General features: G+C 62.8%; 27 protein-coding genes and 1 pseudogene. 18 read left to right on the top strand and 10 right to left on the bottom strand.

Translation table 11 applies throughout. The features are described from left to right. Nucleotides 1–51: 51 nt before the first annotated feature. The 4 genes and pseudogenes from AC0L3D_RS17920 to AC0L3D_RS17905 form a co-directional block, all read right to left on the bottom strand. Nucleotides 52–494, bottom strand: a pseudogene (locus AC0L3D_RS17920) (YybH family protein). Nucleotides 495–892: 398 nt separating this feature from the next. Then, nucleotides 893–1,252, bottom strand: a complete 360-nt coding sequence (locus tag AC0L3D_RS17915) for a tRNA-binding protein (protein ID WP_027151061.1) — start codon at nucleotides 1,250–1,252, stop codon at nucleotides 893–895. Between the two features lie 18 nt (nucleotides 1,253–1,270). Continuing rightward, nucleotides 1,271–1,771 carry a type III secretion system chaperone family protein gene (locus AC0L3D_RS17910; protein ID WP_006202532.1) on the bottom strand — a complete coding sequence of 167 codons (501 nt, stop codon included), beginning with the start codon at nucleotides 1,769–1,771 and terminating at the stop codon, nucleotides 1,271–1,273. Nucleotides 1,772–2,082: 311 nt separating this feature from the next. Next, on the bottom strand, nucleotides 2,083–2,385 hold the full coding sequence (locus AC0L3D_RS17905) for an accessory factor UbiK family protein (RefSeq protein WP_027151060.1): 303 nt from the start codon (nucleotides 2,383–2,385) through the stop codon (nucleotides 2,083–2,085). A gap of 154 nt (nucleotides 2,386–2,539) precedes the next feature. On the opposite strand from AC0L3D_RS17905, the gene AC0L3D_RS17900 reads away from it, so the two are divergent. From AC0L3D_RS17900 to AC0L3D_RS17870, 7 genes are all read left to right on the top strand, one after another. Beyond that, nucleotides 2,540–2,698, top strand: a complete 159-nt coding sequence (locus AC0L3D_RS17900) for a hypothetical protein (RefSeq protein ID WP_473645236.1) — start codon at nucleotides 2,540–2,542, stop codon at nucleotides 2,696–2,698. A 126-nt stretch (nucleotides 2,699–2,824) separates the two neighbouring features. Then, on the top strand, nucleotides 2,825–3,700 hold the full coding sequence (gene lgt, locus AC0L3D_RS17895) for a prolipoprotein diacylglyceryl transferase (RefSeq protein WP_473645234.1): 876 nt from the start codon (nucleotides 2,825–2,827) through the stop codon (nucleotides 3,698–3,700). Nucleotides 3,701–3,772: 72 nt separating this feature from the next. Next, the gene (locus AC0L3D_RS17890; protein WP_473645232.1) at nucleotides 3,773–4,861 is read left to right on the top strand and encodes a class I SAM-dependent methyltransferase; all 1,089 of its coding nucleotides are present in this window, start codon (nucleotides 3,773–3,775) and stop codon (nucleotides 4,859–4,861) included. 111 nt (nucleotides 4,862–4,972) lie between these two features. Beyond that, nucleotides 4,973–5,767 (top strand): peptidoglycan editing factor PgeF, encoded by a 795-nt coding sequence (pgeF, locus tag AC0L3D_RS17885; RefSeq protein ID WP_473645230.1) that lies wholly within the window; start codon nucleotides 4,973–4,975, stop codon nucleotides 5,765–5,767. Next, nucleotides 5,767–6,918 carry a M24 family metallopeptidase gene (locus tag AC0L3D_RS17880; protein ID WP_023799888.1) on the top strand — a complete coding sequence of 384 codons (1,152 nt, stop codon included), beginning with the start codon at nucleotides 5,767–5,769 and terminating at the stop codon, nucleotides 6,916–6,918. Before pgeF ends, AC0L3D_RS17880 begins: the two co-directional genes overlap by 1 nt. A gap of 54 nt (nucleotides 6,919–6,972) precedes the next feature. Continuing rightward, nucleotides 6,973–7,602: a hypothetical protein gene (locus AC0L3D_RS17875; RefSeq protein ID WP_473645228.1), complete on the top strand. Its 630-nt coding sequence runs from the start codon at nucleotides 6,973–6,975 to the stop codon at nucleotides 7,600–7,602. A 167-nt stretch (nucleotides 7,603–7,769) separates the two neighbouring features. Further along, a complete protein-coding gene (locus AC0L3D_RS17870; protein WP_023799890.1) occupies nucleotides 7,770–8,705 on the top strand; it encodes a ribose-phosphate pyrophosphokinase in 936 nt (311 codons plus the stop codon). A 96-nt stretch (nucleotides 8,706–8,801) separates the two neighbouring features. On the opposite strand, the gene AC0L3D_RS17865 is transcribed toward AC0L3D_RS17870, so the two are convergent. Then, nucleotides 8,802–9,668, bottom strand: coding sequence for an AraC family transcriptional regulator (locus AC0L3D_RS17865; protein WP_287230749.1), 867 nt, complete (start codon nucleotides 9,666–9,668; stop codon nucleotides 8,802–8,804). A 119-nt stretch (nucleotides 9,669–9,787) separates the two neighbouring features. Here AC0L3D_RS17865 and AC0L3D_RS17860 point away from each other — a divergent pair, with 119 nt between their 5' ends. Beyond that, complete coding sequence (locus AC0L3D_RS17860) at nucleotides 9,788–11,050, top strand: MFS transporter (protein WP_473645226.1); 1,263 nt, start codon at nucleotides 9,788–9,790, stop codon at nucleotides 11,048–11,050. Nucleotides 11,051–11,092: 42 nt separating this feature from the next. On the opposite strand, the gene AC0L3D_RS17855 is transcribed toward AC0L3D_RS17860, so the two are convergent. Beyond that, nucleotides 11,093–11,812 (bottom strand): ArsR/SmtB family transcription factor, encoded by a 720-nt coding sequence (locus tag AC0L3D_RS17855; RefSeq protein ID WP_473532585.1) that lies wholly within the window; start codon nucleotides 11,810–11,812, stop codon nucleotides 11,093–11,095. Between the two features lie 76 nt (nucleotides 11,813–11,888). Between AC0L3D_RS17855 and AC0L3D_RS17850 the strand changes: the two genes are divergently transcribed. From AC0L3D_RS17850 to AC0L3D_RS17820, 7 genes are all read left to right on the top strand, one after another. Then, complete coding sequence (locus tag AC0L3D_RS17850) at nucleotides 11,889–12,392, top strand: DUF2938 domain-containing protein (RefSeq protein ID WP_473645225.1); 504 nt, start codon at nucleotides 11,889–11,891, stop codon at nucleotides 12,390–12,392. 319 nt (nucleotides 12,393–12,711) lie between these two features. Further along, nucleotides 12,712–13,353, top strand: coding sequence for a 50S ribosomal protein L25/general stress protein Ctc (locus tag AC0L3D_RS17845; protein WP_023799895.1), 642 nt, complete (start codon nucleotides 12,712–12,714; stop codon nucleotides 13,351–13,353). Nucleotides 13,354–13,375: 22 nt separating this feature from the next. Next, complete coding sequence (gene pth, locus AC0L3D_RS17840; RefSeq protein WP_473645223.1) at nucleotides 13,376–14,101, top strand: aminoacyl-tRNA hydrolase; 726 nt, start codon at nucleotides 13,376–13,378, stop codon at nucleotides 14,099–14,101. 97 nt (nucleotides 14,102–14,198) lie between these two features. Beyond that, on the top strand, nucleotides 14,199–15,302 hold the full coding sequence (gene ychF / locus AC0L3D_RS17835) for a redox-regulated ATPase YchF (protein WP_473645221.1): 1,104 nt from the start codon (nucleotides 14,199–14,201) through the stop codon (nucleotides 15,300–15,302). 257 nt (nucleotides 15,303–15,559) lie between these two features. Further along, a complete protein-coding gene (gene corA / locus AC0L3D_RS17830) occupies nucleotides 15,560–16,534 on the top strand; it encodes a magnesium/cobalt transporter CorA (protein WP_287260237.1) in 975 nt (324 codons plus the stop codon). 127 nt (nucleotides 16,535–16,661) lie between these two features. Next, the gene (locus AC0L3D_RS17825; RefSeq protein WP_287230760.1) at nucleotides 16,662–17,177 is read left to right on the top strand and encodes a MaoC family dehydratase; all 516 of its coding nucleotides are present in this window, start codon (nucleotides 16,662–16,664) and stop codon (nucleotides 17,175–17,177) included. Next, the gene (locus AC0L3D_RS17820) at nucleotides 17,174–17,644 is read left to right on the top strand and encodes a MaoC family dehydratase (protein ID WP_023799902.1); all 471 of its coding nucleotides are present in this window, start codon (nucleotides 17,174–17,176) and stop codon (nucleotides 17,642–17,644) included. The genes AC0L3D_RS17825 and AC0L3D_RS17820 overlap by 4 nt, the downstream gene beginning before the upstream one ends. Nucleotides 17,645–17,833: 189 nt before the next feature. Here AC0L3D_RS17820 and AC0L3D_RS17815 read toward each other — a convergent pair whose 3' ends face one another. The 4 genes from AC0L3D_RS17815 to petA all read right to left on the bottom strand — a co-directional run bounded on the left by AC0L3D_RS17815 (nucleotide 17,834) and on the right by petA (nucleotide 21,452). After that, nucleotides 17,834–18,379: an adenine phosphoribosyltransferase gene (locus tag AC0L3D_RS17815; RefSeq protein ID WP_091598429.1), complete on the bottom strand. Its 546-nt coding sequence runs from the start codon at nucleotides 18,377–18,379 to the stop codon at nucleotides 17,834–17,836. Between the two features lie 228 nt (nucleotides 18,380–18,607). Continuing rightward, nucleotides 18,608–19,480, bottom strand: a complete 873-nt coding sequence (locus tag AC0L3D_RS17810) for a cytochrome c1 (protein ID WP_473645219.1) — start codon at nucleotides 19,478–19,480, stop codon at nucleotides 18,608–18,610. Nucleotides 19,481–19,569: 89 nt separating this feature from the next. Further along, on the bottom strand, nucleotides 19,570–20,874 hold the full coding sequence (locus tag AC0L3D_RS17805; RefSeq protein ID WP_287064209.1) for a cytochrome b: 1,305 nt from the start codon (nucleotides 20,872–20,874) through the stop codon (nucleotides 19,570–19,572). A 17-nt stretch (nucleotides 20,875–20,891) separates the two neighbouring features. After that, nucleotides 20,892–21,452 (bottom strand): ubiquinol-cytochrome c reductase iron-sulfur subunit, encoded by a 561-nt coding sequence (gene petA, locus AC0L3D_RS17800; RefSeq protein ID WP_027151039.1) that lies wholly within the window; start codon nucleotides 21,450–21,452, stop codon nucleotides 20,892–20,894. Between the two features lie 299 nt (nucleotides 21,453–21,751). On the opposite strand from petA, the gene AC0L3D_RS17795 reads away from it, so the two are divergent. The 3 genes from AC0L3D_RS17795 to AC0L3D_RS17785 are packed head-to-tail and all read left to right on the top strand — an operon-like array spanning nucleotide 21,752 to nucleotide 23,844. Further along, nucleotides 21,752–22,345 (top strand): DUF2189 domain-containing protein, encoded by a 594-nt coding sequence (locus AC0L3D_RS17795; protein WP_473645217.1) that lies wholly within the window; start codon nucleotides 21,752–21,754, stop codon nucleotides 22,343–22,345. Further along, nucleotides 22,248–22,781, top strand: coding sequence for a hypothetical protein (locus AC0L3D_RS17790; RefSeq protein ID WP_473645309.1), 534 nt, complete (start codon nucleotides 22,248–22,250; stop codon nucleotides 22,779–22,781). Before AC0L3D_RS17795 ends, AC0L3D_RS17790 begins: the two co-directional genes overlap by 98 nt. A gap of 7 nt (nucleotides 22,782–22,788) precedes the next feature. Beyond that, the gene (locus AC0L3D_RS17785) at nucleotides 22,789–23,844 is read left to right on the top strand and encodes an HAD-IC family P-type ATPase (protein ID WP_473645215.1); all 1,056 of its coding nucleotides are present in this window, start codon (nucleotides 22,789–22,791) and stop codon (nucleotides 23,842–23,844) included. Nucleotides 23,845–23,896 lie beyond the last annotated feature (52 nt).

Genomic DNA, 23,896 nt, shown 5'->3' with positions numbered 1-23,896 from the left:
GCTGGGGCAGCGACCCGGTAGCGGACCGTCGGAAGCAGAGAACGCCGTTGATCAGTTGAAGGTGTGCAGCCGAAGTTTCAAGCTGCCATCTGCCTGCTTTTCGAAGACGTGGGTTGCCACCCCGGCCCACGGCTGATCCGCACCATTGGCGTCTTTACCCTTGGCCGACCATTTCGCCGTGCCAAACAGCAGGTTGCCGTCACCTCCTGCTTCGATCAGTTCGAGCTTGTGGCCTGTCACTCCCATGCCGAAGAGGCCGCCAAAGAATTTCTCGACCCCGTCCGGTGCCTTGATGACGTCATGGGTGGCGGGTAAGAAGATCGCGTCGTCGGTGTAGAACGCCGCAACCGCCTTTGCGTCTGCTTGTTGAAAGCAGCGTCCCAGGCCACGTAAGCGGCTTTCACCTGATCGTCGACGGGGTCAGCGTTGGCGGACGACCACGAAAAGAGGCAAAGGGAAAGCACAGCGAAAATCGCAGTCAGCAGTCGAACCATCGTATCCTCCCGAGAATTGGCGGCACAGCCCGACAGATGCCGCGTCAAAACAATACGCCTGGGCCGTTGGACTGTCGACTAATCCGTTTGGGGTGGTCCAAACCATCTAATCTCTCAAGGGCTCTTCGACTGAAAAACGATCATATGGCCGCCCACAACGAAAGCTCAATCGATGTTGTCGCCGAGGTTCTGGTGATCACGACTTTGGGGAAACCACGCGCTTCATCCTCGTGCCGATGGTCGAGTCCAAACAATTGCTCGCACCTATAACTGTCCAGAGCGCAACCATTTTTCGTGGGAGATCGGTGGAGCTCGCGTCAGAATGGCGCGCTCGATGCGTTTGAGATCAAAACCAGGAACGGCCACGGAAAGTCTGCGCGTCGGCTTCGGTGACGAAGCTAGAACAGTCGGCCGCCGTCAGGCACCCTGCGTTCGATCGCACCGAGGACGACCGCGCCCTCCTCGTCGGGAAAGCCAAGCGTCAGCACTTCCGACATGAAGGGGCCGATCTGCCGCGGCGGAAAATTGACCACCGCGAACACCTGCCGGCCGATCAGCGTCTCGGGCGCATAGTATTTGGTGATCTGCGCCGACGATTTCTTGACCCCGATGTCAGCGCCGAAATCGATCTTCAGCTTGATCGACGGCTTGCGCGCCTCCGGAAACGGCTCGGCCTCGACGATCGTGCCGGCGCGAATGTCGACTCGGTCGAAATCGGCGAAGCTGATCTCGGGCTTGCGCTGGCTGCTCGAACTCATGGCGGGTCAGGACCTGGCTCAGGCGTTTCCGTAGGTTTCGAACAGGACGCCGGCCAGCGCATCCTTGGCCGAGGTTCCCGACCAGACGACGAACTGGAACGCCTGGAAGTAGCATTCGCAGGCTTCCAGCGCCGACGACAACAGCACCTCGACCTGCTGGCTCGACGGCTCGACCCCGCCGGCGAGCAGCAGCGACTGGCGGAACATGATCGCGCCCTCCTGCTCCCAGAGGTCGAAATGGCCGAACAGCATCTGCTCGTTGATCAGCGAAAGCAGCCGCATCACTTCGAGCGCGCGCGCCTCCGGCACCTTGATGTCGAAAGCGCAGGCCAGATGCAGCGCCTCGAAATCCTCCATCCAGGAAAATGAGACGTGGTAGTCGGTCCAGCTTCCGGCAACCGAAATCGAAATCTCGTCGTCGCCGGCCCGTTCGAAGGACCAGTCGTTGTTGTGCGCCACCTGCTCGATAACATCCACCGGATGGATTTCGCGCGAGAATTCGAGTTCGAGAAGTTCCATGAATGCTTCCTGTCGTTCCTTCGCCTCGGCCGGCGGGGCACCCACAACGAACAATTTTGTCTAGAACTCGGACGGCCGGGACTTCGTCAACGCACAAAGACCCCAGACCGGACCCCACCGCCCGGCGCATGACCCTGCTCCGAATCATGCAACAAATTCAGTCTATTGATCGGGAGTCGCGTGACCAGCCCAATTTTTCGCACTGCGTCATTCGCATGTGGAAAGCCGCTGTCACAAAGATTCACGCAATGCCGGTAAGCGATTCACGACAAAGCGCTTTTTGCGATTGTGCTTTGTGGAAAAGTTTAACGTTATTTTTTTGGTCTGGGCTTTGCCGCAGCCGCAGGCGCGGCCTGCCCGGTCAGATCGGCGAGCTTTGCCTCAAGCGTCTCGATGCGGGCAGCGAGACGGGTGTTTTCTTCCCTGGCTTTTACCGCCATGTCGCGGGCGGCCTCGAATTCTTCGCGCTGCACCAGGTCCATCGAGTTGAGAACACGCTCGGCCTGCCCCTTGAAGGCGGTTTCCACTTCGCGGCGCACGCCTTGCGCGGCACCCGCAGCGTCGGTCATCAGCTTGGCGAATTCATCGAGAATGCGGTTCGGTCCGGTCGACATGGCAAATCCTCGCTTGCTCGATTTGACGTAGTGGCGCGCGACGCGGAATGCAAGAACGTTGAGGCTGCTGCGTCATCAAGTCGATGCAATTTGACCTAGTCTCGCAAGCCATAGCTGGTACCATCCAAGGAAGAGCATTCCGACGGGGACTGCAATGGCTTTCAGTGCGAATTTGGACCAGCGTCTTGCCGCACGCGACGCCGCGCTCGCCAAGGGCATTGGCGATGCCGACGCAGGGCGGGTGAAGCCTGCGGAAGAGGTGCTTGACCGCCTGGAGGCCAAATACAGGGCATTGGCCGGGACCAAGCTGTGAGGCGGCAGTACCGGCACGATCAGCCTGCTTCCCGAAGCCGTATTTGCCGCGCCAGCGTCGCCTTGACCGGGCCAAAACCCTGCCGCATGGTCCGCGCCCGAACGTGATCGCAACCGGGAGATCCTGTTGAGCGAGTATCTTATGCTGCCGCTGGCCGCCCTGCCCTTCCCCAATATCGACCCGGTCATCGTCCAGATCGGGCCGCTGGCGGTGCATTGGTATGGCGTCGGCTATATCGTCGGAATTCTCTTCGCCTGGTGGTATGCCAAGCGGCTCGTCACCAATGCTAGGCTCTGGCCCGACGGCACCATGCCAATGCGGCCCGAGGATCTCGACGACTTCATCGTCTGGGCGGCTATCGGCGTGGTGCTTGGCGGGCGTGTCGGCTACGTGCTGTTTTACGACCTGCCACGCTACATCGATCGACCCTTTGATATCCTTGCCGTCTGGCAGGGCGGCATGTCGTTCCATGGCGGGCTGCTCGGCGTCATTCTCGCCATGACGCTGTTTTCCTGGTCGCGCGGCATCCGCACCTGGTCGCTGTTCGACGTGGTGGCGGCCGGCGTGCCGGTCGGCCTTGGCCTCGTCCGCATGGCGAATTTCATCAACTCCGAACTCTGGGGCCGGCCGACCGACGTGCCATGGGCTGTCGAATTCCCCAATGGCGGGCCCTTTGCGCGCCATCCGAGCCAGCTCTACGAGGCGCTGCTCGAAGGCCTGGTGCTGTTCCTGGTCCTGCGCTTCTTCACCCATTCCAGGCTCAAGCTGAAGACGCCGCGCTTCGTCGGCGGCGCCTTCATCGCCGGTTACGGTCTCTCGCGCATCCTTGTCGAATTCTTCCGCGAGCCCGACCAGCAGCTCGGCTACCTCCTCGGCACCAACTGGCTGACGATGGGCATGGTGCTGTCGCTGCCGATGCTGCTGGCCGGCATCTGGGCGATGGCGACCGCTACCGCTTCGGGCCAAAAATCGGAATCGATTTTGGGAAAGCACGATGCGTAGAATCAAAGTGCCAGGGCGTACTTTCCAAATGGACGCACGTCGCCCTAGGGCGGTAACGCAGCCACAGCCGGTATGACCCGGCTGAAAACCCGCATCGTCGAGCTGATCGGTGCGGCGGGGCCGATCCCCGTCAACCACTACATGGCGCTTTGCCTGTTCGATCCGCTGGACGGCTACTATACGACGCGCGAGCCGTTCGGGGCTGCCGGCGACTTCGTCACCGCACCGGAGATCAGCCAGATGTTCGGCGAGCTGATCGCCGTCTGGCTCTACGAAGCCTGGCTGGCGACCGGCCGGCCGATGCCGGCCACCATCGCCGAGATCGGCCCCGGCCGCGGCACGCTGATGAAGGACATGCTGCGCACGCTTGCGCGGCTCGATCCGGCGCTGACCGCCGGTGCGTCGTTCGCCATGATCGAGACCAGCCCGCGGCTGGCCGATGTCCAGAGGCAAACGCTTGCCGCCACTCCTGCCGCGATCGGCTGGCACGAAAGCATCGACACTTTGCCGCAAACCCCGCTTTTCATCGTCGGCAACGAATTGTTCGACGCGGTGCCGATCCGCCAGTTCGTCCGCGCCGGAACAGGCTGGCGCGAACGGATGATCGGCCTCGACGGCGCCGACCAATTGCACATCTTCGCCGGCGCCGGATCGGTCGATCCAACGCTGTTGCCGGACGATGCCGAAAACGCCCCACAGGGCGCGATCGTCGAGGTCGCGCCGGCCCGAGCCGCGCTGATGGCGACCATCGCCGAGCGATTGGCCGGGCTCGGCGGCGCCGGCCTGTTTCTCGACTATGGCTACCTCCAGCCAGGGATCGGCGACACCTTGCAGGCCTTGCGCAAGCACGATCACGAAGATGTGCTGGCCAATCCGGGCGAAGCCGATCTCACCGCCCATGTCGATTTCGCCGCCCTTGCCGCGGTTGTGCGGGCGCATGGCCTCGATGCCCATCTCTCCACGCAAGGCGAATTCCTGGTGGAAATGGGGCTCCTCGAACGCGCCGGCCAGCTCGGCGCCAATGCCAATGAGGCGGCGCGCGAAAAGATTGCGGGCGAGGTCGAACGCCTCGCCGGCCCGCAAGCCATGGGCGACCTGTTCAAGGTGCTTGCTGTCCTGCCTGCCGGCATCGCCGTTCCGCCCTTTGCAACGGCGGATTGACTTTTCACTGCCGCCTCTCCCACTCTCCCGCCTTCCGACTGTCGCCGTTGGACTGTCGCCATCTTTCGACTGTCGCTTGACGAAATCGCTCTCACGGACAACAACGCAGCCATGCTGAATCAGACCAAACCGGATCCCGTTCGGTCGCCCTTGCTGGAGAAAGCGCGGGCGCAAGGCATTCGCCACGGCTATTTCACCCGCGTCGGCGGCGTCTCCAGCGGCATCTATCAGGGCCTCAACATCGGCACCGGCTCGAGCGACGACCAGACGCAGGTCGCCGAGAACCGCCGCCGCGTCGCCGACTGGATGGGCGTGCCATCAAGCCATCTGTTGACCGCCCACCAGATCCATTCGCCCGACGTCGTCATCGCCAGGGAGCCTTTTTCCGGCGAGCGGCCGAAGGCCGACGCCGTCGTCACCGACCGGCCGGGCATTGCGGTGGGCGCCTCGACGGCCGATTGCGGACCGGTGCTGTTCGCCGATACCGAGGCGCGAATCGTCGGCGCAGCCCATGCCGGCTGGAAGGGCGCCTTGTCAGGCGTGCTGGAAAACACCATTGCGGCGATGGAAAGCCTCGGCGCCCGGCGCGAGCGCATCGTTGCAGTTCTCGGCCCGTCCATCGGCCCGGAAAACTATGAAGTCGGCCCGGAATTCATCGCTCGTTTCGTCGAGGCAGATGCCAACAATATCGGCTATTTCGCGCCCTCGGCGAAGCCGGAACATGCAATGTTCGACCTCAACCGCTATACGGTCGATCGGCTGACCCGGGCCGGCGTCACCGCCGATGGGCTCGGCCGCTGCACCTACGCCGAGGAGGATCTGTTCTATTCCTACCGGCGCAGCACCCATCGCAAGGAGCCGGATTACGGGCGGCAGATTTCGGCAATCGTTTTGGAGACAGAATAATGGCGCTGCATTTCGAACGGTCGGAATTTGACGCGCGGCGCGATCGGCTGATGATCGAGATCGCCGAGAAGAAGCTCGATGCCGTCCTTTTGTTTGCGCAGGAGAGCATGTACTGGCTGACCGGCTACGATACGTTCGGCTTCTGCTTCTTCCAGTGCCTGGTGGTGAAGGCAGACGGCTCGATGATCCTGCTCACGCGCTCGGCCGATCTGCGCCAGGCGCGCCACACCTCGATCATCGACAACATCGTGCTGTGGACCGACCGCGACGGCGCCAATCCGGCGATCGACCTGCGCAATTTGCTCAACGACCTCGACCTGCTCGGCGCCCGCATCGGCGTCGAATACGACACCCACGGCCTGACCGCCTACAATGGCCGGCGCCTGGACGAGCAATTGCAGACCTTTGGCCAGATCGCCGACGCGTCCGGCATCATCAGCCGGCTGCGCCTGTTCAAGAGCCCGGCCGAGATCGCCAAGGTGGAAAAGGCCGCAAATCTCGCCGACGACGCTCTGGACGCGGCCCTGCCGCTGATCAAGCAGGGTGGCGACGAAGCCTTGATCCTCGCCGCCATGCAGGGCGCGATCTTTGCCGGCGGCGGCGACTATCCGGCCAACGAGTTCATCATCGGCTCTGGCGTGGACGCACTGCTTTGCCGATACAAGGCTGGCCGCCGCAAGCTGAGCAAGAACGACCAGTTGACGCTCGAATGGGCCGGCGTCTTCCACCATTACCATGCGGCGATGATGCGCACCGTGCTGACCGGCAAGGTGTCGAAACGTCACCAGGAGCTGTTCGATGCTGCGCGCGCCGCACTTCTGGCGGTCGAAAAGGCGATGACGCCCGGAAATACCTTCGGCGACGTGTTCGACGCGCATGCCCGCACGCTCGAAACCCACAATTTGACCAAGCACCGGCTCAACGCCTGCGGCTATTCGCTCGGCGCCCGCTTCACCCCATCATGGATGGACATGCCGATGTTCTATCAGGGCAATCCCGAACCGATCGCGCCGAACATGACGCTGTTCGCCCATATGATCATCATGGACTCCGAAACCGAGACGGCAATGACGCTTGGCCGCACCTATCTGACGACTGAATCGCAGCCGAAGCCGCTGTCCCGCCATGATCTCGACTTGATTGTGCAATGAATCCATAATGGTAAGAATGCAAGAGGCGTTCATCGCCAGGGAGTTTTGAGGCAAATGAGGCGATCGCATGCGACGACCGTGTCATTGCTCGCGGCGCTGGCGCTGGCCGCCTGCACCAACGCGAAGGACGTTCTCGAACCCTCGGCCATCGCCCCGCAGTCGACACAGACCGTGCCAACGGCCGGAAGCGGCACGGCTGCAACACCCACCGCACCTGCGACGACCGCGCAGCCTCCCGCAGCAACACAGCCTTCCGCCCCTGCGCAGCCTGCAACCACGACCGCGCCGCCCGCAAAGAGCGCCGCCGTCATCGCACGAACCCGCCTGCAGGTAGCGCCGATCGTCGGCGCCTCGGTGGAAGCCGCGACACCGCTGACCGCGGCGCTTCAGACGCGAGCCAAGCAGCGCGGCATCACCTTGGCAGGCAGCGCCGGCCAGACCCCGACGCACGTGCTGAAAGGCTATTTCTCGACGATGTCGGAAGGCAAGGATACCACCGTCATCTATGTCTGGGACGTCTATGACCCGGCAGGCAACCGGCTGCATCGCATCAACGGCCAGCAGAAGGCGGCCTCGGTCAATGGTGGCGAAGGGTGGGCTGCGGTCGCGTCGGAAACCATGCAGGCGATCGCCGACCAGACGATCGACCAGTTCGCCACATGGCTTGGCGGCCAAGCGGGCTGACCGGCGGGCTGACATGTTGCCGGCTTCCCTCGCCGTCGACGTTTATTGAGATTAGCCGGCGGATTCCCGATCACGACGCTTGCAATACCGGCACGGGCCGCTAAAAGCCCCGACTAAGGGGCTCAAGAGAGTCTGCCAGAGTCTCCATCCTTCACCAGGAACGGTGCATGAAGCTTTTCGCGGGCAATTCCAACAGGGTGCTGGCCGAAGCGGTCGCCCGCTATCTCAACATCCCGCTGGGCAAAGCCAGCGTCAGGCGCTTCGCCGATCAGGAAATCTTCGTTGAGATCCAGGAGAATGTGCGTGGCGAGGATGTCTTCATCCTGCAGTCCACCTCGTTCCCGACCAACGATCACCTGATGGAACTGCTCATCATGATCGATGCCTTCATGCGCTCGTCGGCCAAGCGCATCACGGCGGTCATTCCCTATTTCGGCTATGCAAGGCAAGACCGCCGCGCCTCGGGCCGCACGCCGATCTCGGCCAAGCTGGTCGCCAACATGATCACGCGGGCCGGGGTCGATCGCGTCTTGACGCTGGATCTCCACGCGGGCCAGATCCAGGGCTTTTTCGACATCCCGACCGACAATCTGTTTTCGGTGCCGGTCATGGCCCGCGATGTGAAGGCGAAATACAAGCGGCTTGCCAATGTCATGGTCGTGTCGCCGGATGTCGGCGGCGTGGTCCGCGCCCGCGCTCTCGCCAAGCGCATCGACGCCCAGCTTGCCATCGTCGACAAGCGTCGCGAGCGCCCTGGCGAATCGGAAGTCATGAACGTCATCGGCGACGTGCGCGGCAAGGATTGCCTGCTGATCGACGACATCATCGATTCGGGCGGTACCTTGTGCAATGCGGCCGATGCGCTGCTTGCCGCCGGCGCCACCAGCGTCACCGCCTACACCACCCATGGCGTTCTGTCCGGCGGCGCCATCGCACGCATCGGCGCCTCGAAGCTGCAGGAACTGGTCATCACCGATTCCATCCAGCCGACCCAGGCGGTGCTCGACGCCAGCAACATCCGCGTCGTCTCCATCGCCGACCTGATGGGCGAGGCGATCTCGCGCACGGCGACCGAAGAGTCGGTGTCGAGCCTGTTCGACTGAAATCTGCCCGCGATACAACGCCGCGCGTCCAGAGACGCGCCAAGGACGCTGTAGCACCTTGATTTTGCGCATGATCCTCTCCGAAAAGGTTCGGGGTCATGCGCTAGCGTTCGACACCCTGATGTTGTCCCTTGAGCCGCGCATATAGCCGCGTGGCGACGCCCCCAGCATGCGCTTGAACATGGTGATGAAGGCCGGCACGCTGTCATAGCCGAGATCGAGCGCCACCCTTGTGATCGGCTCGCCGTCCGCCAGCCTCGGCAAGGCCGCGAACAGGCAGGCCTGCTGGCGCCATGTCGACAACGACAATCCGGTCTGGCGATGAAAGGCGCGGGTGAAGGAACGCCGGCTCATGCCGACGATATCGGCCCATTCGTCGATCGTCGCGTGCGGCGAGGGCGCTGCGACGAAGCGCCGGCACAGTGCCGCAAGCCTCGGATCCGAAGGAAAAGGCAGGCCAAGCGGCCGTTCCGGCAGGTTCGGGATTTCATGCAGCAGGAGGCTCATGATTAGCCCGCCGCGCCCCTCCAACTCGGCGCCCTGCGGCAGCTTTTCCGATTCCACGATCAGGCTGTGCATCAGATCGGTGATGCCGACGACGCGCAAGCCATCCGGCAGCCCGGCGATGGCGTCCGGCATCACATAGACCGAGCGCATGCTGACGTCGCCAAGCATCTCGACGGAATGCTCGGTGCCGGCAGGTATCCACATCGCATGATCGGGCGGCACCATCCAGCGCCCATGCCGCGTCGTCACCAGCACGACGCCGACAAGCGCATGCAGCAATTGACTGCGGCTGTGACGGTGCTGCGGAACGTGGTAGCCGTCGGGAAATTCGGTCGGCAGGGCCACCGCCGGCCCGACAGCCTGCTCCAGCCATTGCCAGCGGCGCAACAGCCCGAGATCGGTGAACTGGCCGAGATCGGTGTCGCCCGCTTTGAAGATTTCTTTGCCATGCGGCATTGGCTATTGGCCCACTCGCGAAACTATTGGACCAAACCACGAAAGAAGTCGCCCGGCAAGTAACTTATAAGGCAGCGGGCCCATAAGGGCCGCCTGCGGGAGCGTCCGCCGAAAAGACCATGGAGCCTGCGTTGACTGATACGACAGCCACCTCCGCCGCCACGCCGGCGACGGCCAGCCATACTTCGGCGCAAGCGACGGCCTTCACCGTCATCCTTGCGGTGAGCTTCTGCCATTGTGTCAACGACATCATGCAGTCGCTGCTGTCGGCCATCTATCCGCTGCTGAAGGACAATTACCATCTCGATTTCTGGCAGATCGGTCTTTTGACCTTCACCTTCCAGGTGACGGCGTCATTGCTGCAGCCGCTTATCGGCATGGTCACCGACAAGCGGCCGATGCCCTATTCGCTGCCCTATGGCATGGCGTCCTCGCTGATCGGCCTGATCGTGCTGGCCTATGCCGGACACTATTGGCTGCTGCTGATCGGCGCGTCGCTGATCGGCATCGGCTCGGCGATCTTCCACCCGGAATCCTCGCGCATCGCCCGCTTCGCCTCGGGCGGCAGGTTCGGCCTGGCGCAATCGCTGTTCCAGGTCGGCGGCAATCTCGGCCAGGCCATCGGGCCGCTGCTCGCCGCCTTCATCGTCGTGCCGTTCGGCCAGACCAGCATAGCGTGGTTCGCCGCCGGCTCGCTGATCGGCATCGTCGTGCTGTGGCGGGTCGGCGGCTGGTACAGCCGGCTGCGCGCCTCGCTCGCCAACCGCAAGGCGGCAGGCTTCGTCTCACCCTTCCCACGCCGCAAGGTGATGAGCGCGCTGGCGGTGCTGACCCTGCTGGTGCTGACCAAGAACGCCTACGTTGCCAGCCTCGCCAGTTACTACACCTTCTACGCCATCGATAAATTCGGCGTTTCGGTGCAGATGTCGCAGGTCATGCTGTTCCTGTTCCTCGGCGCCTCGGCGCTGGGCATCCTGCTCGGCGGCCCGTTCGGCGACCGCTACGGACAGAAGCCGATGATCTGGTTCTCGATCGTCGGCGTGCTGCCGTTTACGCTGGCCCTGCCCTACGCCAATTTCGAATGGACGATGATCCTGACCGTGCTGATCGGCCTGATCCTGTCCTCGGCCTTCTCGAACATCGTCGTCTTCGCCCAGGAACTGGTGCCCGGCCGCGTCGGCATGATCGCCGGCATCTTCTTCGGCTTCGCCTTTGGCATGGGCGGCATCGCCGCCGCCGTGCTCGGCGTCGTCGCCGATATGAAAGGCATCGACTTCGTCTTTCAGGTCTGCTCGTATTTGCCGCTGCTTGGGCTGCTGACGGTTTTTTTGCCGAACATGAAGGAGGCGAGGAAGCTCGAAGCTGGAACCACTATCGGGTGAACCTTGAGTTGGCTTGCCCCGGCGACGCGGGCTTCGGCTCTGTCAGCCGCTTTCGTAGTTCATGCCGTCGACATCAAGGTCTGAGGCCAGCCACTCGGGAAAGCCACCTTCGAACCGACGTGATGCCCAGCCTCGCGCCCTCAGGATTGCCAGCGCGTCGGCAGAGAGAACGCACTGGACACCACGACAATAGGCGACGATGACCTTCTCTCGTGGAAGCTCCGCAAGTCGTTCTTCCAGCTCACCCGCGGGAATGTTGATCGCACCCGGCAAATGCGCGGCCGCGTATTCCTCTTGCGGCCGGACGTCGAGCAGCACGATTTCGTCGTCCCGTATGCGGCGCACCAGTTCCTCGCGCGAGATGTTCTCCAGCCTGTCCGGCCGGCTCATTGTGTCATCGATAAGCTCGCGGATTTGCTCGCGCCTGTGGTTCGCAAGGCTGCGCAGGGCCCCAAGCACGTTTTCGATCGGACCATCGGCCAGACGATAAAGCACGCGTTTCCCGTCTCGCCGGGTCTGCACCAAGCCGGCCCGCTTGAGCTGTTGAAGATGCTGCGACGTGTTGGCCAAGGCGATCCCGGAAAGTTGCGTCAGCTGCTCCACGGCCAGTTCGCCGTCGGCAATGTGGCGCAGAAGAACCAGCCGGTGTGCATGCCCCAGCGTGCGGGCGAGATCGGCTATCTCGTCAAAGATCGGATGATGGACATCTGCGTTTTTCATATTGATCGATTGCATGGTACAATCAATCAAACGATCAATCAATACATTGAATGTCTTATTTCAACCGGCTAGTGTCGGACGCCCAAGACAGGAGCATGGACCAGACAGGAGCATGGAAATGAACGAGCAGTTGGAGTTCGTTGTCCGCGCAGCCGCGATCGGAACGGGGGCGACGGCGGTGATGGATCTTTGGGGATTGTTTCTGAAACGAACGTTGGCGATTCCGCCGCTTGATTATGCCTGGGTCGGCCGCTGGATCGGCCACTTTCCGCGAGGACGTTTCGCACATGCGAATATCGCGCAGGCGCCCCGAATTCGCGGCGAAACGCCTGTTGGCTGGGTCGCGCATTACGCGATCGGCATCGTCTTTGCTGCATTGCTGATGGCAGTATGGGGCCTCGACTGGGCACGAGACCCGACATTGCTTCCCGCCCTTGTTGTCGGCATGTCCACTGTCGTTGCCCCGTTTTTCATAATGCAGCCAGCCTTTGGAGCCGGAATTGCAGCCTCGAAAACGCCCAATCCGAGCACCGCGCGTCTGCGCGGCCTCATGACTCATCTGTCCTTCGGGGTCGGGCTGTATGCCGCTGCGTTGTTTTCCGCACACCTGTTCCCGATCTGATACCGGTCGATTGCGGTCGGCTTTCAGGACGCAACCCCAATATTTTGCAAATGCGGGAGCAAGCACGAAATTCAAAAGCGAGACACTGCCCACCCGCATTGGCCACCCGCCTTTGGCTTGCACCCCGCCCCACCTTCCGCTATAGAGCCGCCACCCGCGTAGACACCCTTGGAGGCAACGCGGCGGAAGGCTGTCCGGCCTCACGTGATCCCAAATAGATTTTGGACCAGATCATGTAAGGCCATGACGGCTTTCGACGTTTACGGCCCAGGCATCTCGCCGGCCGCGAACGCTCCAGAACAACGCGAAAGGAAATGCCATGAGCCAAGCTTCTTACGAGCTCAAGGCCGAAGCGCGCGAACAGGTCGGTAAGGGGTCCGCCCGTGCAGTTCGCCGCAACGGTAAAGTGCCTGCAGTAATCTACGGCGACAAGCAGCCTCCCCTGGCGATTGCGCTGACCTACAAGGACATCTACTACAAGATCCATGGCGGCGGGTTCCTGACCACGATCGCCACGATCGATGTCGACGGCAAGAAGATCCAGGTCCTGCCGAAGGACTACCAGCTCGACCCGGTCAAGGATTTTCCGGTCCATGTCGACTTCCTGCGCATCGGCAAGGACACCGAAGTCAATGTCGACGTGCCGGTCCACTTCATCAACGAGGACAAGTCGCCCGGCATCAAGCGCGGCGGCGTGCTCAACATCGTGCGTCACGAGGTCGAGTTCCACTGCCCGGCCAATGCGATCCCGGAATTCATCACCGTCGATCTCACCGGCACCGATATCGGCGATTCGATCCACATCTCGGCGGTCAAGCTACCGGCCGGCGTCAAGCCGGTGATCTCCGACCGCGACTTCACCGTCGCGACCATAGCCGGCTCCGCGGCGATGAAGCCGGAGGCTGAAGAGACGGTCGAAGCGGCTGAACCCGAAGCGGCTCCTGCCGACGAAGAGAAGTAATCCTTTCCGCCCGGAGGTGACGATGCTGCTGTTTGCAGGCCTCGGCAATCCGGGCGCGAAATACGCTGACAACCGGCACAATGTCGGCTTCATGGCGGCGGACGCAATCGCCCGCCGCCATTCCTTTTCGCCCTGGTCGAAAAAGTTCCAGGGCCTGGTCACCGAAGGCACGCTTGCCGGCGAGAAAATCATCCTGATCAAGCCGCAGACCTTCATGAACCTGTCCGGCCAGTCGGTCGGCGAGGCCCTGCGCTTTTACAAGCTCGACGCTGCGGCGCTGACCGTCTTTTATGACGAGATCGACCTTGCCGCCGGCAAGGTGCGGGTCAAGGTCGGCGGCGGTTCCGGTGGCCACAACGGTATCCGCTCGCTCGAGCAGCATGTCGGCAAGGATTTCCGCCGTGTGCGCATTGGCGTCAGCCACCCCGGCGTCAAGGAAATGGTGCATGGCCATGTGCTTGGCGATTTCGCCAAAAGCGACCGCGAGTGGCTGGACGTGCTGCTCGACACCATCGCCGACGATGCCGGACTGCTTGCCAAGGGCGACGACAATTCCTTCATGAATCGCGTGACGCTGGCCTTGCGCGACAAGCTCACGCCGACGGGCGACGACGACCGCCCGCCACCCAAGGCGCCGAAAGCACAAAGCCACGTTCGCCAGGCGCGGCCGCAGCAGCCGGCAGCCAAGCTGCCCGAAACCGGCCCGATGGCCGCCATGCTGAAGAAGCTGTTTGGCGGCAAGGATTGAGCCTGGCCACGGATCGGGGCTGCAGGGCTTGACGTTCGTCACCCCTTTCGCCCATAGCCCTCAACAAATTACGATTTCCCGATAGGACCGGATAAAAATGGGTTTCAAATGCGGCATCGTTGGTTTGCCCAACGTCGGCAAGTCGACGCTTTTCAACGCGCTGACCAGAACGGCGGCGGCGCAGGCCGCCAACTATCCGTTCTGCACCATCGAACCGAACACCGGCGAAGTGGCGGTGCCCGACCCGCGCCTGCAAAAAATCGCCGCGATCGGCAAGTCGAAGGAGATCATCCCGACCCGCATCTCGTTCGTCGACATCGCCGGCCTGGTGCGTGGCGCCTCGAAAGGCGAAGGGCTGGGCAACCAGTTCCTGGCCAATATCCGCGAGGTCGACGCCATCGTCCATGTGCTGCGCTGCTTCGAGGATGACGACATCACCCATGTCGAGGGCCGCATCGATCCCGTCGCCGACGCCGAAACCGTCGAGACCGAACTGATGCTCGCCGATCTCGACAGCCTCGAGCGCCGCATCGTGCAGTTCCGCAAGCGCGCTTCCGGCAAGGACAAGGAGGCGCTGACCGTGCTTCCGATGATGGAAGCCGCCCTTGAACTCCTGCAGGCCGGCAAGCCGGCCCGCATCCTGCTCAAAAATATCTCCGCGGAGGATCTGCGCATCCTGCAGGGGCTGAACCTGCTGACATCGCACCCCGTGCTCTATGTCTGCAATGTCGCCGAGGCCGATGCTGCCACCGGCAACGCACACACCACAGCGGTCGGACAGATGGCTGCCGCGCAGGGCGCCCGCACCGTGGTGATTTCAGCGGCGATCGAGGCCGAGGTCGCGCAGCTTAGCGATGAAGAGGAAATGGAATTTTTGGCGACCCTGGGGCTCGACGAGCCCGGCCTGAACAAGGTCATCCGCGCCGGCTACGAGCTGCTGCAGCTCATCACCTATTTCACCGTCGGGCCGAAGGAGACGCGCGCCTGGACCGTGCACAAGGGCGCCAAGGCGCCGCAGGCGGCAGGCGTCATCCACACCGATTTCGAGCGCGGCTTCATCCGCGCCCAGACCATCGCCTACAACGACTTCGTCACGCTGGGCGGCGAAGTGGCGGCCAAGGAAGCCGGCAAGGCGCGCGACGAAGGCAAGGAGTATGTCGTCCAGGACGGCGACATCATGCTGTTCAAGTTCAATACTTGAGGTCACCGACGGCGCCTTCTTCCTTCTCTGGTGCCAAGCTGGAACACCCCTTATCCGACCTCGCTTCGCGAGGCCACCTTCTCCCACAAGGGGAGAAGGAAGAGGCTGCGCGGCTCCCTCCGGCGCGGCTTGACTGCCCGCAACGCCCGGTCTAAGGGGCGTCTGCACCGGCCCTGCTTTCGTCGAAAGCGCGTGCAATTCGAAACGACGCGTCCGCTCGAACCCATCCTTTTGGCCTCAGCAAGGGAGACCCGGCGATGATCAAGGCATTCGTCGTCGACAATGATCGCCTGCGCCTTGCCGACGATCTCCTGGCAAACAGCGACCAGGTCGTCTGGGTCGATCTTGTGAGCCCGACAAAGGAAGAGGAAGCGGCCATCGAGGCGTGGCTCGGCGTTGCCATTCCGACGCGCGAGGAGATGGAGGAGATCGAGATTTCGAGCCGCCTCTATGTCGAGGACGGCGCCTATTTCATGACCGCCATTCTGCCGGCCCAGACCGAGGCCGACGATCCCCTGATGTCGCCGGTCACCTTCGTGCTGGCCGGCAACAGGCTGATCACCGTGCGCTACCACGAACCGAAGGCCTTCAAGACCTTTCCGCAGCGTGCCGAGAAGGTGGCGACCGGCTGCACCAGCGGCGACACCATCCTGATCGGTCTGCTGGAGGCGATCGTCGACCGCCTCGCCGACATTCTGGAGCGTGCCGGCCGCGACATCGAGGCGATCTCGCGCGACATCTTCCAGCCAAGCTCGACCAAGGCGTCGAAGCGCAATCGCGATTTCCAGGAATTGCTGAAAGCCATCGGCCGCAAGGAGGACATCGCCTCCTCGATCCGCGACAGCCTGATCTCGCTGCAGCGGCTCGCCGGCTTCCTCACCCACGCCTCGACCCAGACCAAGATGAGCAAGGACATCCGCGCGCGCATCAAGACCTTGTCGCGCGATGTGCTGTCGCTCGCCGACCACGCCACCTTCCTGTCGCAGAAGATCAACTTCCTGCTCGACGCGACGCTCGGCATGATCTCGATCGAGCAGAACGCCATCATCAAGATCTTCTCCGTCGCCGCGGTCATCTTCCTGCCGCCGACGCTGGTCGCCTCGATCTACGGCATGAATTTCAACGTCATGCCTGAACTGACCTGGAACTTCGGCTATCCTTTCGCCATCGGCTTGATGATCCTCTCGGCGATCCTGCCCTTCTGGTATTTCCGCCGCCGCGGCTGGCTTTAGAGGCTTCGGAGCTTCTATTGGGTTGGGCGTGATGGCCTGGCGCACCAGAAATGACTTGACCGCCCCGCCTGCATCCGGGAAACCACGATCCGTGGCGATCGTACAATCTTGAACCGGATTCCAGACCATGACCGGAAAGAACGCAAAGACCTCGGCCCATGAAAAGACTGGGGCCTATGAAAAGACCTGGGCCTATGAGGATTTCGTCGAGGGCGCCTCGCTCGACCTCGGCACGAAGCTGGTGAGTGCGGCCGAGATCGTCGAATTCGCGCAAGAGTTCGATGCGCAGCCGATGCATCTCGACGAGGCGGCGGGCAGGGCCAGCATCCTTGGCGGGCTGGCGGCCTCCGGCTGGCACACCTGCGCGATGTTCATGCGCATGCTGTGCGACGCCTTCCTGCTGGACTCGACCTCGCAAGGCGCCCCCGGGGTCGACCAGGTCCGGTGGAAGAGGCCGGTGCTGGCCGGCGACATCTTGAGCGGCAGCACCACCGTCCTTGCCAAACGTCTGTCCAGGTCCAAGCCCCAGCTCGGCCTCGTCACTTTGCGCAGCGAGCTTTTCAACCAGCGTGGCGAAGGCGTCTTCGAACTCGAGAACACGGTCATGTTCCTCGCCCGTGATGCCGCACAGGGCCGCTCATGACATTGGACGAGTTCTTCTGCATCGGCGTCACCGTCACCCTCGGGTCGCATAGATTCGAGCCCGAGGCGATTAAGGCGTTCGCCAGGAAATACGATCCGCAGATATTCCATCTCGACGAAGAGGCGGCGAAGAACAGCGTGTTCGGCGGCCTGTGCGCCTCCGGCTGGCACACAGCTGCAACCTGGATGAAGCTGAACCTCGAGACCGGCGTGGAGGCCGAAGGCATCAGCTGGGCCGGCGGTGGGCCCGCCCCCGAATTCGGGCCATCGCCCGGCTTCAAGAACCTCAAATGGCTAAAACCCGTCTATGCCGGAGAAACCGTGACCTTCACCCGCACCGCGCTTGCCCACCGCCCCATCGCATCGCGGCCGGGCTGGCGAGTGCTGACACTGCGCTCGGAAGCTTTCGATTCGACCGGCGACAAGGTCATCGAGTTCGAAAGCGCCGTGCTGGTGAAGGTGGAATAGTTTCTTCCTTCTCCCCTTGTGGGAGAAGGTGGAGCGGCGCGCCGCGCCGAGACGGATGAGGGGTGCTCCAGCTTGGCACTGCGGCACTCCATGCAGCACCCCTCATCCGACCTCTATGCAGCACCCCTCATCCGACCTCGGCTTCGCGAGGCCACCTTCTCCCACAAGGGGAGAAGGCAGAACACTCTCTCAATGCCCTTCGAACCCGATCAGCGTCCTGACCGGCACGCCGAGCGCCTCGAGCTTGTCGCGACCGCCGAGGTCCGGCAGGTCGATGACGAAGCAGGCGGCGAGGATGTCGGCGCCGATCTGCCGCAGCAGCTTGACCGCTGCCTCTGCCGTGCCGCCGGTGGCGATCAAATCGTCGACGAGGATCACCTTCTCACCCGGAGACACGCCATCCCTGTGCATCTCCATCTCGTCCAGCCCGTATTCGAGGCTGTAGGCGACGCGCACCGTCTCGTAAGGCAGCTTGCCCTTCTTGCGGATCGGCACGAAGCCGGCCGAGAGCTGGTGGGCGACGGCGCCGCCAAGGATGAAACCGCGCGCCTCGATGCCGGCGATCTTGTCGACCTTCTGGCCGGCATAGGGATGCACCAGCTCGTCGATGGCACGGCGGAAGGCGCGCGCATTGCTTAGCAGCGTGGTGATGTCGCGAAACAGGATGCCCGGCTTCGGATAGTCTGGAATGGTGCGGATCGCGGCAAGCAGCGTGTCTTCGAGCGAAGGTTTCATGGGGCGGCTCTCCGGGCGTTCGTCCGACTTGAAGACATGAAAGGGAATTTTGGCCGATCGTAACCCGGCGCGGCCGGCGACGGCTACCGCGATGTGGCGCCTGGAAGAAAATTGTCCGGCAAAGGACTGGAGCCGGCTACCTTCGGAGGCGTCTTCGGAGGCAGTCCTCAGAACATGCAAAAAGGGCGCCCCTTCGACGCCCTTTTCGATTTCGTGGTTTTCCGTAGCTCAGTGCGCCACGCCGGCCCACACCTTGCGCTTGGTCAGATAGACCAGCGCACCGAACAGCAACAGGAAAACCAGCACGCGAAAGCCGGTCTTCTTGCGGGCTTCCAGATGCGGCTCGGCTGCCCACATCAGGAAGGCCGACACGTCGCGGGAATACTGGTCGACCGTCTGCGGCGAGCCGTCGTCATAGGTCACCTGATCGTCGGAAAGCGGGTTGGGCATCTTCAGCGAGACGCCGGCTATGAAGTACGGATTGTAGTGGGTGCCTTCCGGTATCTCCATGCCCGCCGGCGGCTGCTCGTCATAGCCGGTCAGCAGCGAGTGGATGTAGTCGGGACCGCCCTGGGCGTATTGCGTGAAGATGTCGAAGACGAAACGCGGAAAACCGCGCGTGACGCCGCGCGCCTTGGCCAGCAGCGACATATCGGGCGGCGCAGCCCCGCCATTGGCGGCCGCTGCTGCCTGATCGTTGGGGAACGGCGCCGGGAAATGGTCGGACAGTATGCCGGGACGCTCGAACATGTCGCCGGCATCGTTGGGACCATCGTTGATCGTGTACTCGGCGGCCAGCGCCTTGACCTGCGCTTCCGAATAGCCAAGATCTTCCAGCGTGCGAAACGCCACCAATTTCATCGAATGGCAGGTGGCGCAAACTTCCTTGAAGACCTTCAGCCCGCGCTGCAACTGCGCCTTGTCGTAGGTGCCGAAAGGCCCGGCGAAGCTCCAGTCCATCTCCTTCGGTTGGTGTATCGGGAAATGCGTCGGCGCGGCTTCGCTGTGCGCCTCCTCCTGGGCGATCGCCCCGGTGGTCGCGGCCGCAGTGCCTGCCAGCACAAGGCCGAGCAGCGCCAGCGAGGTGAGAATCGTCTTCATACCAAATCCCCTTGAGATTCTCTGGCGCGCTGTCGTCGTCTCGAGCATGATCTTGTCCGAAAACCGGTCTCCACTTTTCGGGGTCATGCTCAGCCCTTGGTTTCCGGCGCGGCTGTCGCGCGAGCCGGATGCCCGCCACCGCCACCCTTGTTCTTCTCGAGAACTGCCTCGGTGATCGAGTTCGGCAATCGCCGCGGCTTCTCGACCAAGCCCAGCACCGGCAGCACGACCAGGAAGAAGGCGAAGTAGAACAATGTCGCCATCTGCGCCATGAAGACATAGCTGCCCTCGGCCGGCTGCGAGCCCAGCCAACCAAGCAGGACGGCATCAATCACGAACAGCCAGAAGAACAGCTTGTACCAGGGCCGGTAGACCGCCGAGCGCACTTTCGAGGTGTCGAGCCACGGCACCAGGAACAGCATGGCGATGGAGCCGAACATCGCGAGCACGCCACCGAGCTTGGAGTTGATCGGCCCGATATTGAAGGTGATGGCGCGCAGGATCGCGTAGAACGGCAGGAAGTACCATTCCGGCACGATGTGGGCCGGCGTCTTCAGCGGGTCGGCGACGACGTAGTTGTCCGGATGGCCGAGAAAGTTCGGCAGGTAGAAGACGAAATAGGCGAAGATGAACAGGAACACCAGCATCCCGAACGCGTCCTTGATGGTCGCGTAAGGGGTGAAGGCGACGGTATCGGTCTTCGATTTGACCTCGATGCCGGTCGGGTTCGACTGGCCGACCACATGCAGCGCCCATATATGCAGCACGACGACGCCGGCGATCATGAACGGCAGCAGATAGTGCAGTGAAAAGAAGCGGTTCAGCGTCGGGTTGTCGACGGCGAAGCCGCCGAGCAGAAGCTGCTGGATCCATTCGCCGACCAGCGGGATGGCGGTGAAGAAGCCGGTGATGACGGTCGCGCCCCAGAACGACATCTGTCCCCAGGGCAGCACATAGCCCATGAAGCCTGTCGCCATCATCAGGAGATAGATGATGCAGCCGAGGATCCACAGAAGCTCGCGCGGCGCCTTGTAGGAGCCGTAATAGAGGCCGCGGAAGATGTGGATGTAGACGGCGACGAAGAAGAACGACGCGCCGTTCGAATGCAGATAGCGCAACAGCCAGCCCGAATTCACGTCGCGCATGATCTTCTCGACCGAATCGAAGGCGAGACTGCTGTCCGCCGCGTAGTGCATGGCCAGCACGATGCCGGTCAGCATCTGCGCCCCCAGCATGAGCGCCAGGATACCGCCGAAGGTCCACGCATAATTGAGGTTGCGCGGCACCGGATAGGCGACGAAGCTGTCATAGACCAGCCGCGGCAGCGGCATGCGGGCGTCGACCCAGCGTCCGATACCGGTCTTGGGCGTATAGGTCGAGTGTCCCTCGCTCATCGAAATGTCCCCTCGCCTCAGCCGATACGGATCTTGGTGTCGGAAATGAACTGGAATACCGGCACCGACATGTTCTCCGGCGCCGGTCCGCCGCGGACGCGGCCGGCGGTATCGTATGTCGAACCGTGGCATGGGCAGAACCAGCCGCCGAACTCGCCTTCCTGGCCGAGCGGAATGCAGCCGAGATGGGTGCAGACCTGGACCATCACCATCCAGGCCTCCTTGCCCGGCATGGTGCGGTTGGCGTCGGTCGCCGGCGCATCGGCCGGCAGATTGGCGTTGCGAGCGAGCGGATCCTTGAGCTCGGCCAGATTGACCGCCTCGCCGTCCTTCATCTCTTGTTCGGTGCGATTGCGCACCACCACCGGCTTGCCGCGCCATTTCACGACAAGCGACGTTCCCGGAGTCAGCGAGGAGACGTCGACCTCTACCGAGGCCAGGGCCAGCGTCGAGGCATCCGGGCGCATCTGGTCGATGAACGGCCAAGCGACGGCACCCGCGCCGACCACCGCGGCCATGCCCGTGGCGACGTAGAGAAAATCACGACGGTTGGGATCCTGGATGTCGGTTGCGCTCACGGGTGCCTGATCCTTTCGCCTCTTCCGTGCCGGTGGCCGAGGCTTGTTCCCCGCTCTTTCACGCCAACCCGACAGCGCATGGCGAACAGGCTAGCGAATTCCTCCGGCAATTGGCCTTCGGTTTATGCGTGAAGCCCGTTTTTGTCCAGACGGGTGAAGGCACAAGGGCAGATTGTCGCGGGGACGCAATTCGACGGCGGACGGCGTGGCGACTCGCACATGTCGAACACGGCGAAAACGAGCGAAATCAACCCGCGAAGCAGCGCCGGCGTCTGTCTCGACAGGAGAGGAGGAGTGAGATGAGCGAGACCGACAAGTCGTATTGGCTGCTCAGCGAGACCTCGGGCATTGGCGAAACGCGCGACCGGCGCCTCGACCGGGGACTGCCGCTTTTCGAGGGACTCCGCTGGCTCTCTGCGGGCTGGCGGGATTTCTGGATCCGGCCCGCGTCGAGCCTGGCCTATGGGATTGTCGTCTTTCTCCTGTCCGACGCCTTCGTTTGGACGCTTGTCGGATTCGGTCGTGACTACATTCTGTTTCCGGCGCTTGCCGGGTTCATGATCGTGGTCCCCTTTTTGGCGCTAGGCCTGTATGAAAAGAGCCGGGCAATAGAGGAAGGACGCGCCATCGGCCTCGCCTCGATGCTCCTGGTGCGCCCCACCGGCGGCGCACAGGTCTTCTTCACGGGCCTACTACTGTGTTTGCTCCTGCTTCTGTGGACGCGTGCGGCGCGACATGGGGGATGGCGCTTTCCAGACCCAGTTTTCGGTACCGCAAGCGCATTGCGCTGCCTGCATAGCTGCGATCGAAGGCGCGCTGCAAAGTCTCGACGGAATCATCGCGGCACGAGTGAATCTCACGTCCCGACGTGTCGCCGTGAAGTGGAGGAATGAAGGTCGTGTCCCTCCGATGCTCGACGCCCTGAAGGCTGTCGGATACGATGCCTGCCTCACGGAGACGGAAGACGGCGCATGCGATGCCGAGTTGTCGCGGCTGCTGCGGGCCACAGCCGTGGCGGGATTCGCCGCCATGAACATCATGTTGCTGTCGGTGTCCGTCTGGTCTGGCGCAGATCAGGGAACTCGATGTATTTCACTTGATCTCGGCGCTGCTGGCCGTCCCCACCGTCGCCTATTCCGGACGGATATTCTTCGTTTCGGCGTGGAATTTGGCGATGAAGCGCACCGCCAGCATGGACTTTCCCATCTCAGTCGGAATCCTGCTGGCTCTGGGCTTGAGCCTCTACGACACGTCTGTCGGAGGACCTCACGCCTATTTCGATGCGGTAACGTCGTTGATCTTCTTTTTGCTTGTCGGGCGCAGGCTTGACCATGCGATGAGGCGGAAGGCGCGGAACGCCGTCACCGGTCTTGCCCGCTTGATGCCGAGGGGTGCGGCGGTGGTTGGGGCGGACGGAAGCCGCGAGTTCCGCGACCTGACAGAAATCGAGCCGGGCGACATGATATTGGTAGCCCCCGGAGAACGCATTCCGGTGGACGGGACGGTTGTCATGGGCGCGGGCAGCCTCGACGTTTCGGCGGTGAGCGGTGAGTTCAAGCCCGAACGCGCGCAGCCGGGCAGCGCCGTTCTTTCGGGAGCGCTAAGTCTTGATGGCGCGCTCACTGTCCGTGCCGAGCGGCGTGCACGGGATTCCTTCCTCGCCGACGTGGTCAGGCTGATGGAGGCGGCTGAGCACGGCCGCGCCCGCTATCGCCGCATCGCCGACCGCGCGGCCGCGCTCTATTCCCCTGTCATCCATCTGCTGGCGCTTGCGACTTGCGCCGCCTGGATCCTGCTTACAGGCGACTGGCATCGATCGGTTACGATTGCGATTTCCGTCCTCATCATCACCTGCCCGTGCGCGCTCGGCCTTGCCGTGCCGATGGTCCAGGTCGTGGCGGCGCGCCGGCTGTTCGATCTCGGCGTCACCCTCAAGGATGGCAGCGCGCTAGAGCGCCTTGCCGAGACCGACACCGTGGTCTTCGACAAGACGGGCACGCTCACGACGGGCGCCGCCCGCGTCGAACGGCACACGGTAGCTCCGCAAGATGTTGTGGCCGCCGCAGCACTCGCCTCCTTTTCCAGGCACCCGGTGGGGCGCGCGGTGGCCGCGATGACAGTCGCAAGAGTGGCTATCGAAGGGTTCCGCGAAGTTGCCGGGTACGGGATCGAAGGGCGCGTTGGCGAAGCGTTTTACAGGCTAGGAAGGAAGGATTGGGTCTCCGCAAGCGTGGCCAACGTTCCGAGTGAAGCCGCCACGTGGCTTTCGAAAGACGGAAAGCTTGCGGGTTCATTTGCGATTGCCGACGAAGTCCGTCCTAGCGCGACGCGTGCCATCCGGAAGCTAGGGTCAGGACCTATTAATCCGGTTGAATTGATGGTGAGCGGCTGATTCATTGTTGGCGGAGGTGCCACGATGGATGATTTGCTGATGTTATCGCCGG

It is taken from the genome of Mesorhizobium sp. WSM4837 (assembly GCF_055811435.1).
The sequence above is the reverse complement of the archived record's forward strand: the minus strand, read 5'-3'. Positions and strand labels throughout refer to the sequence as shown.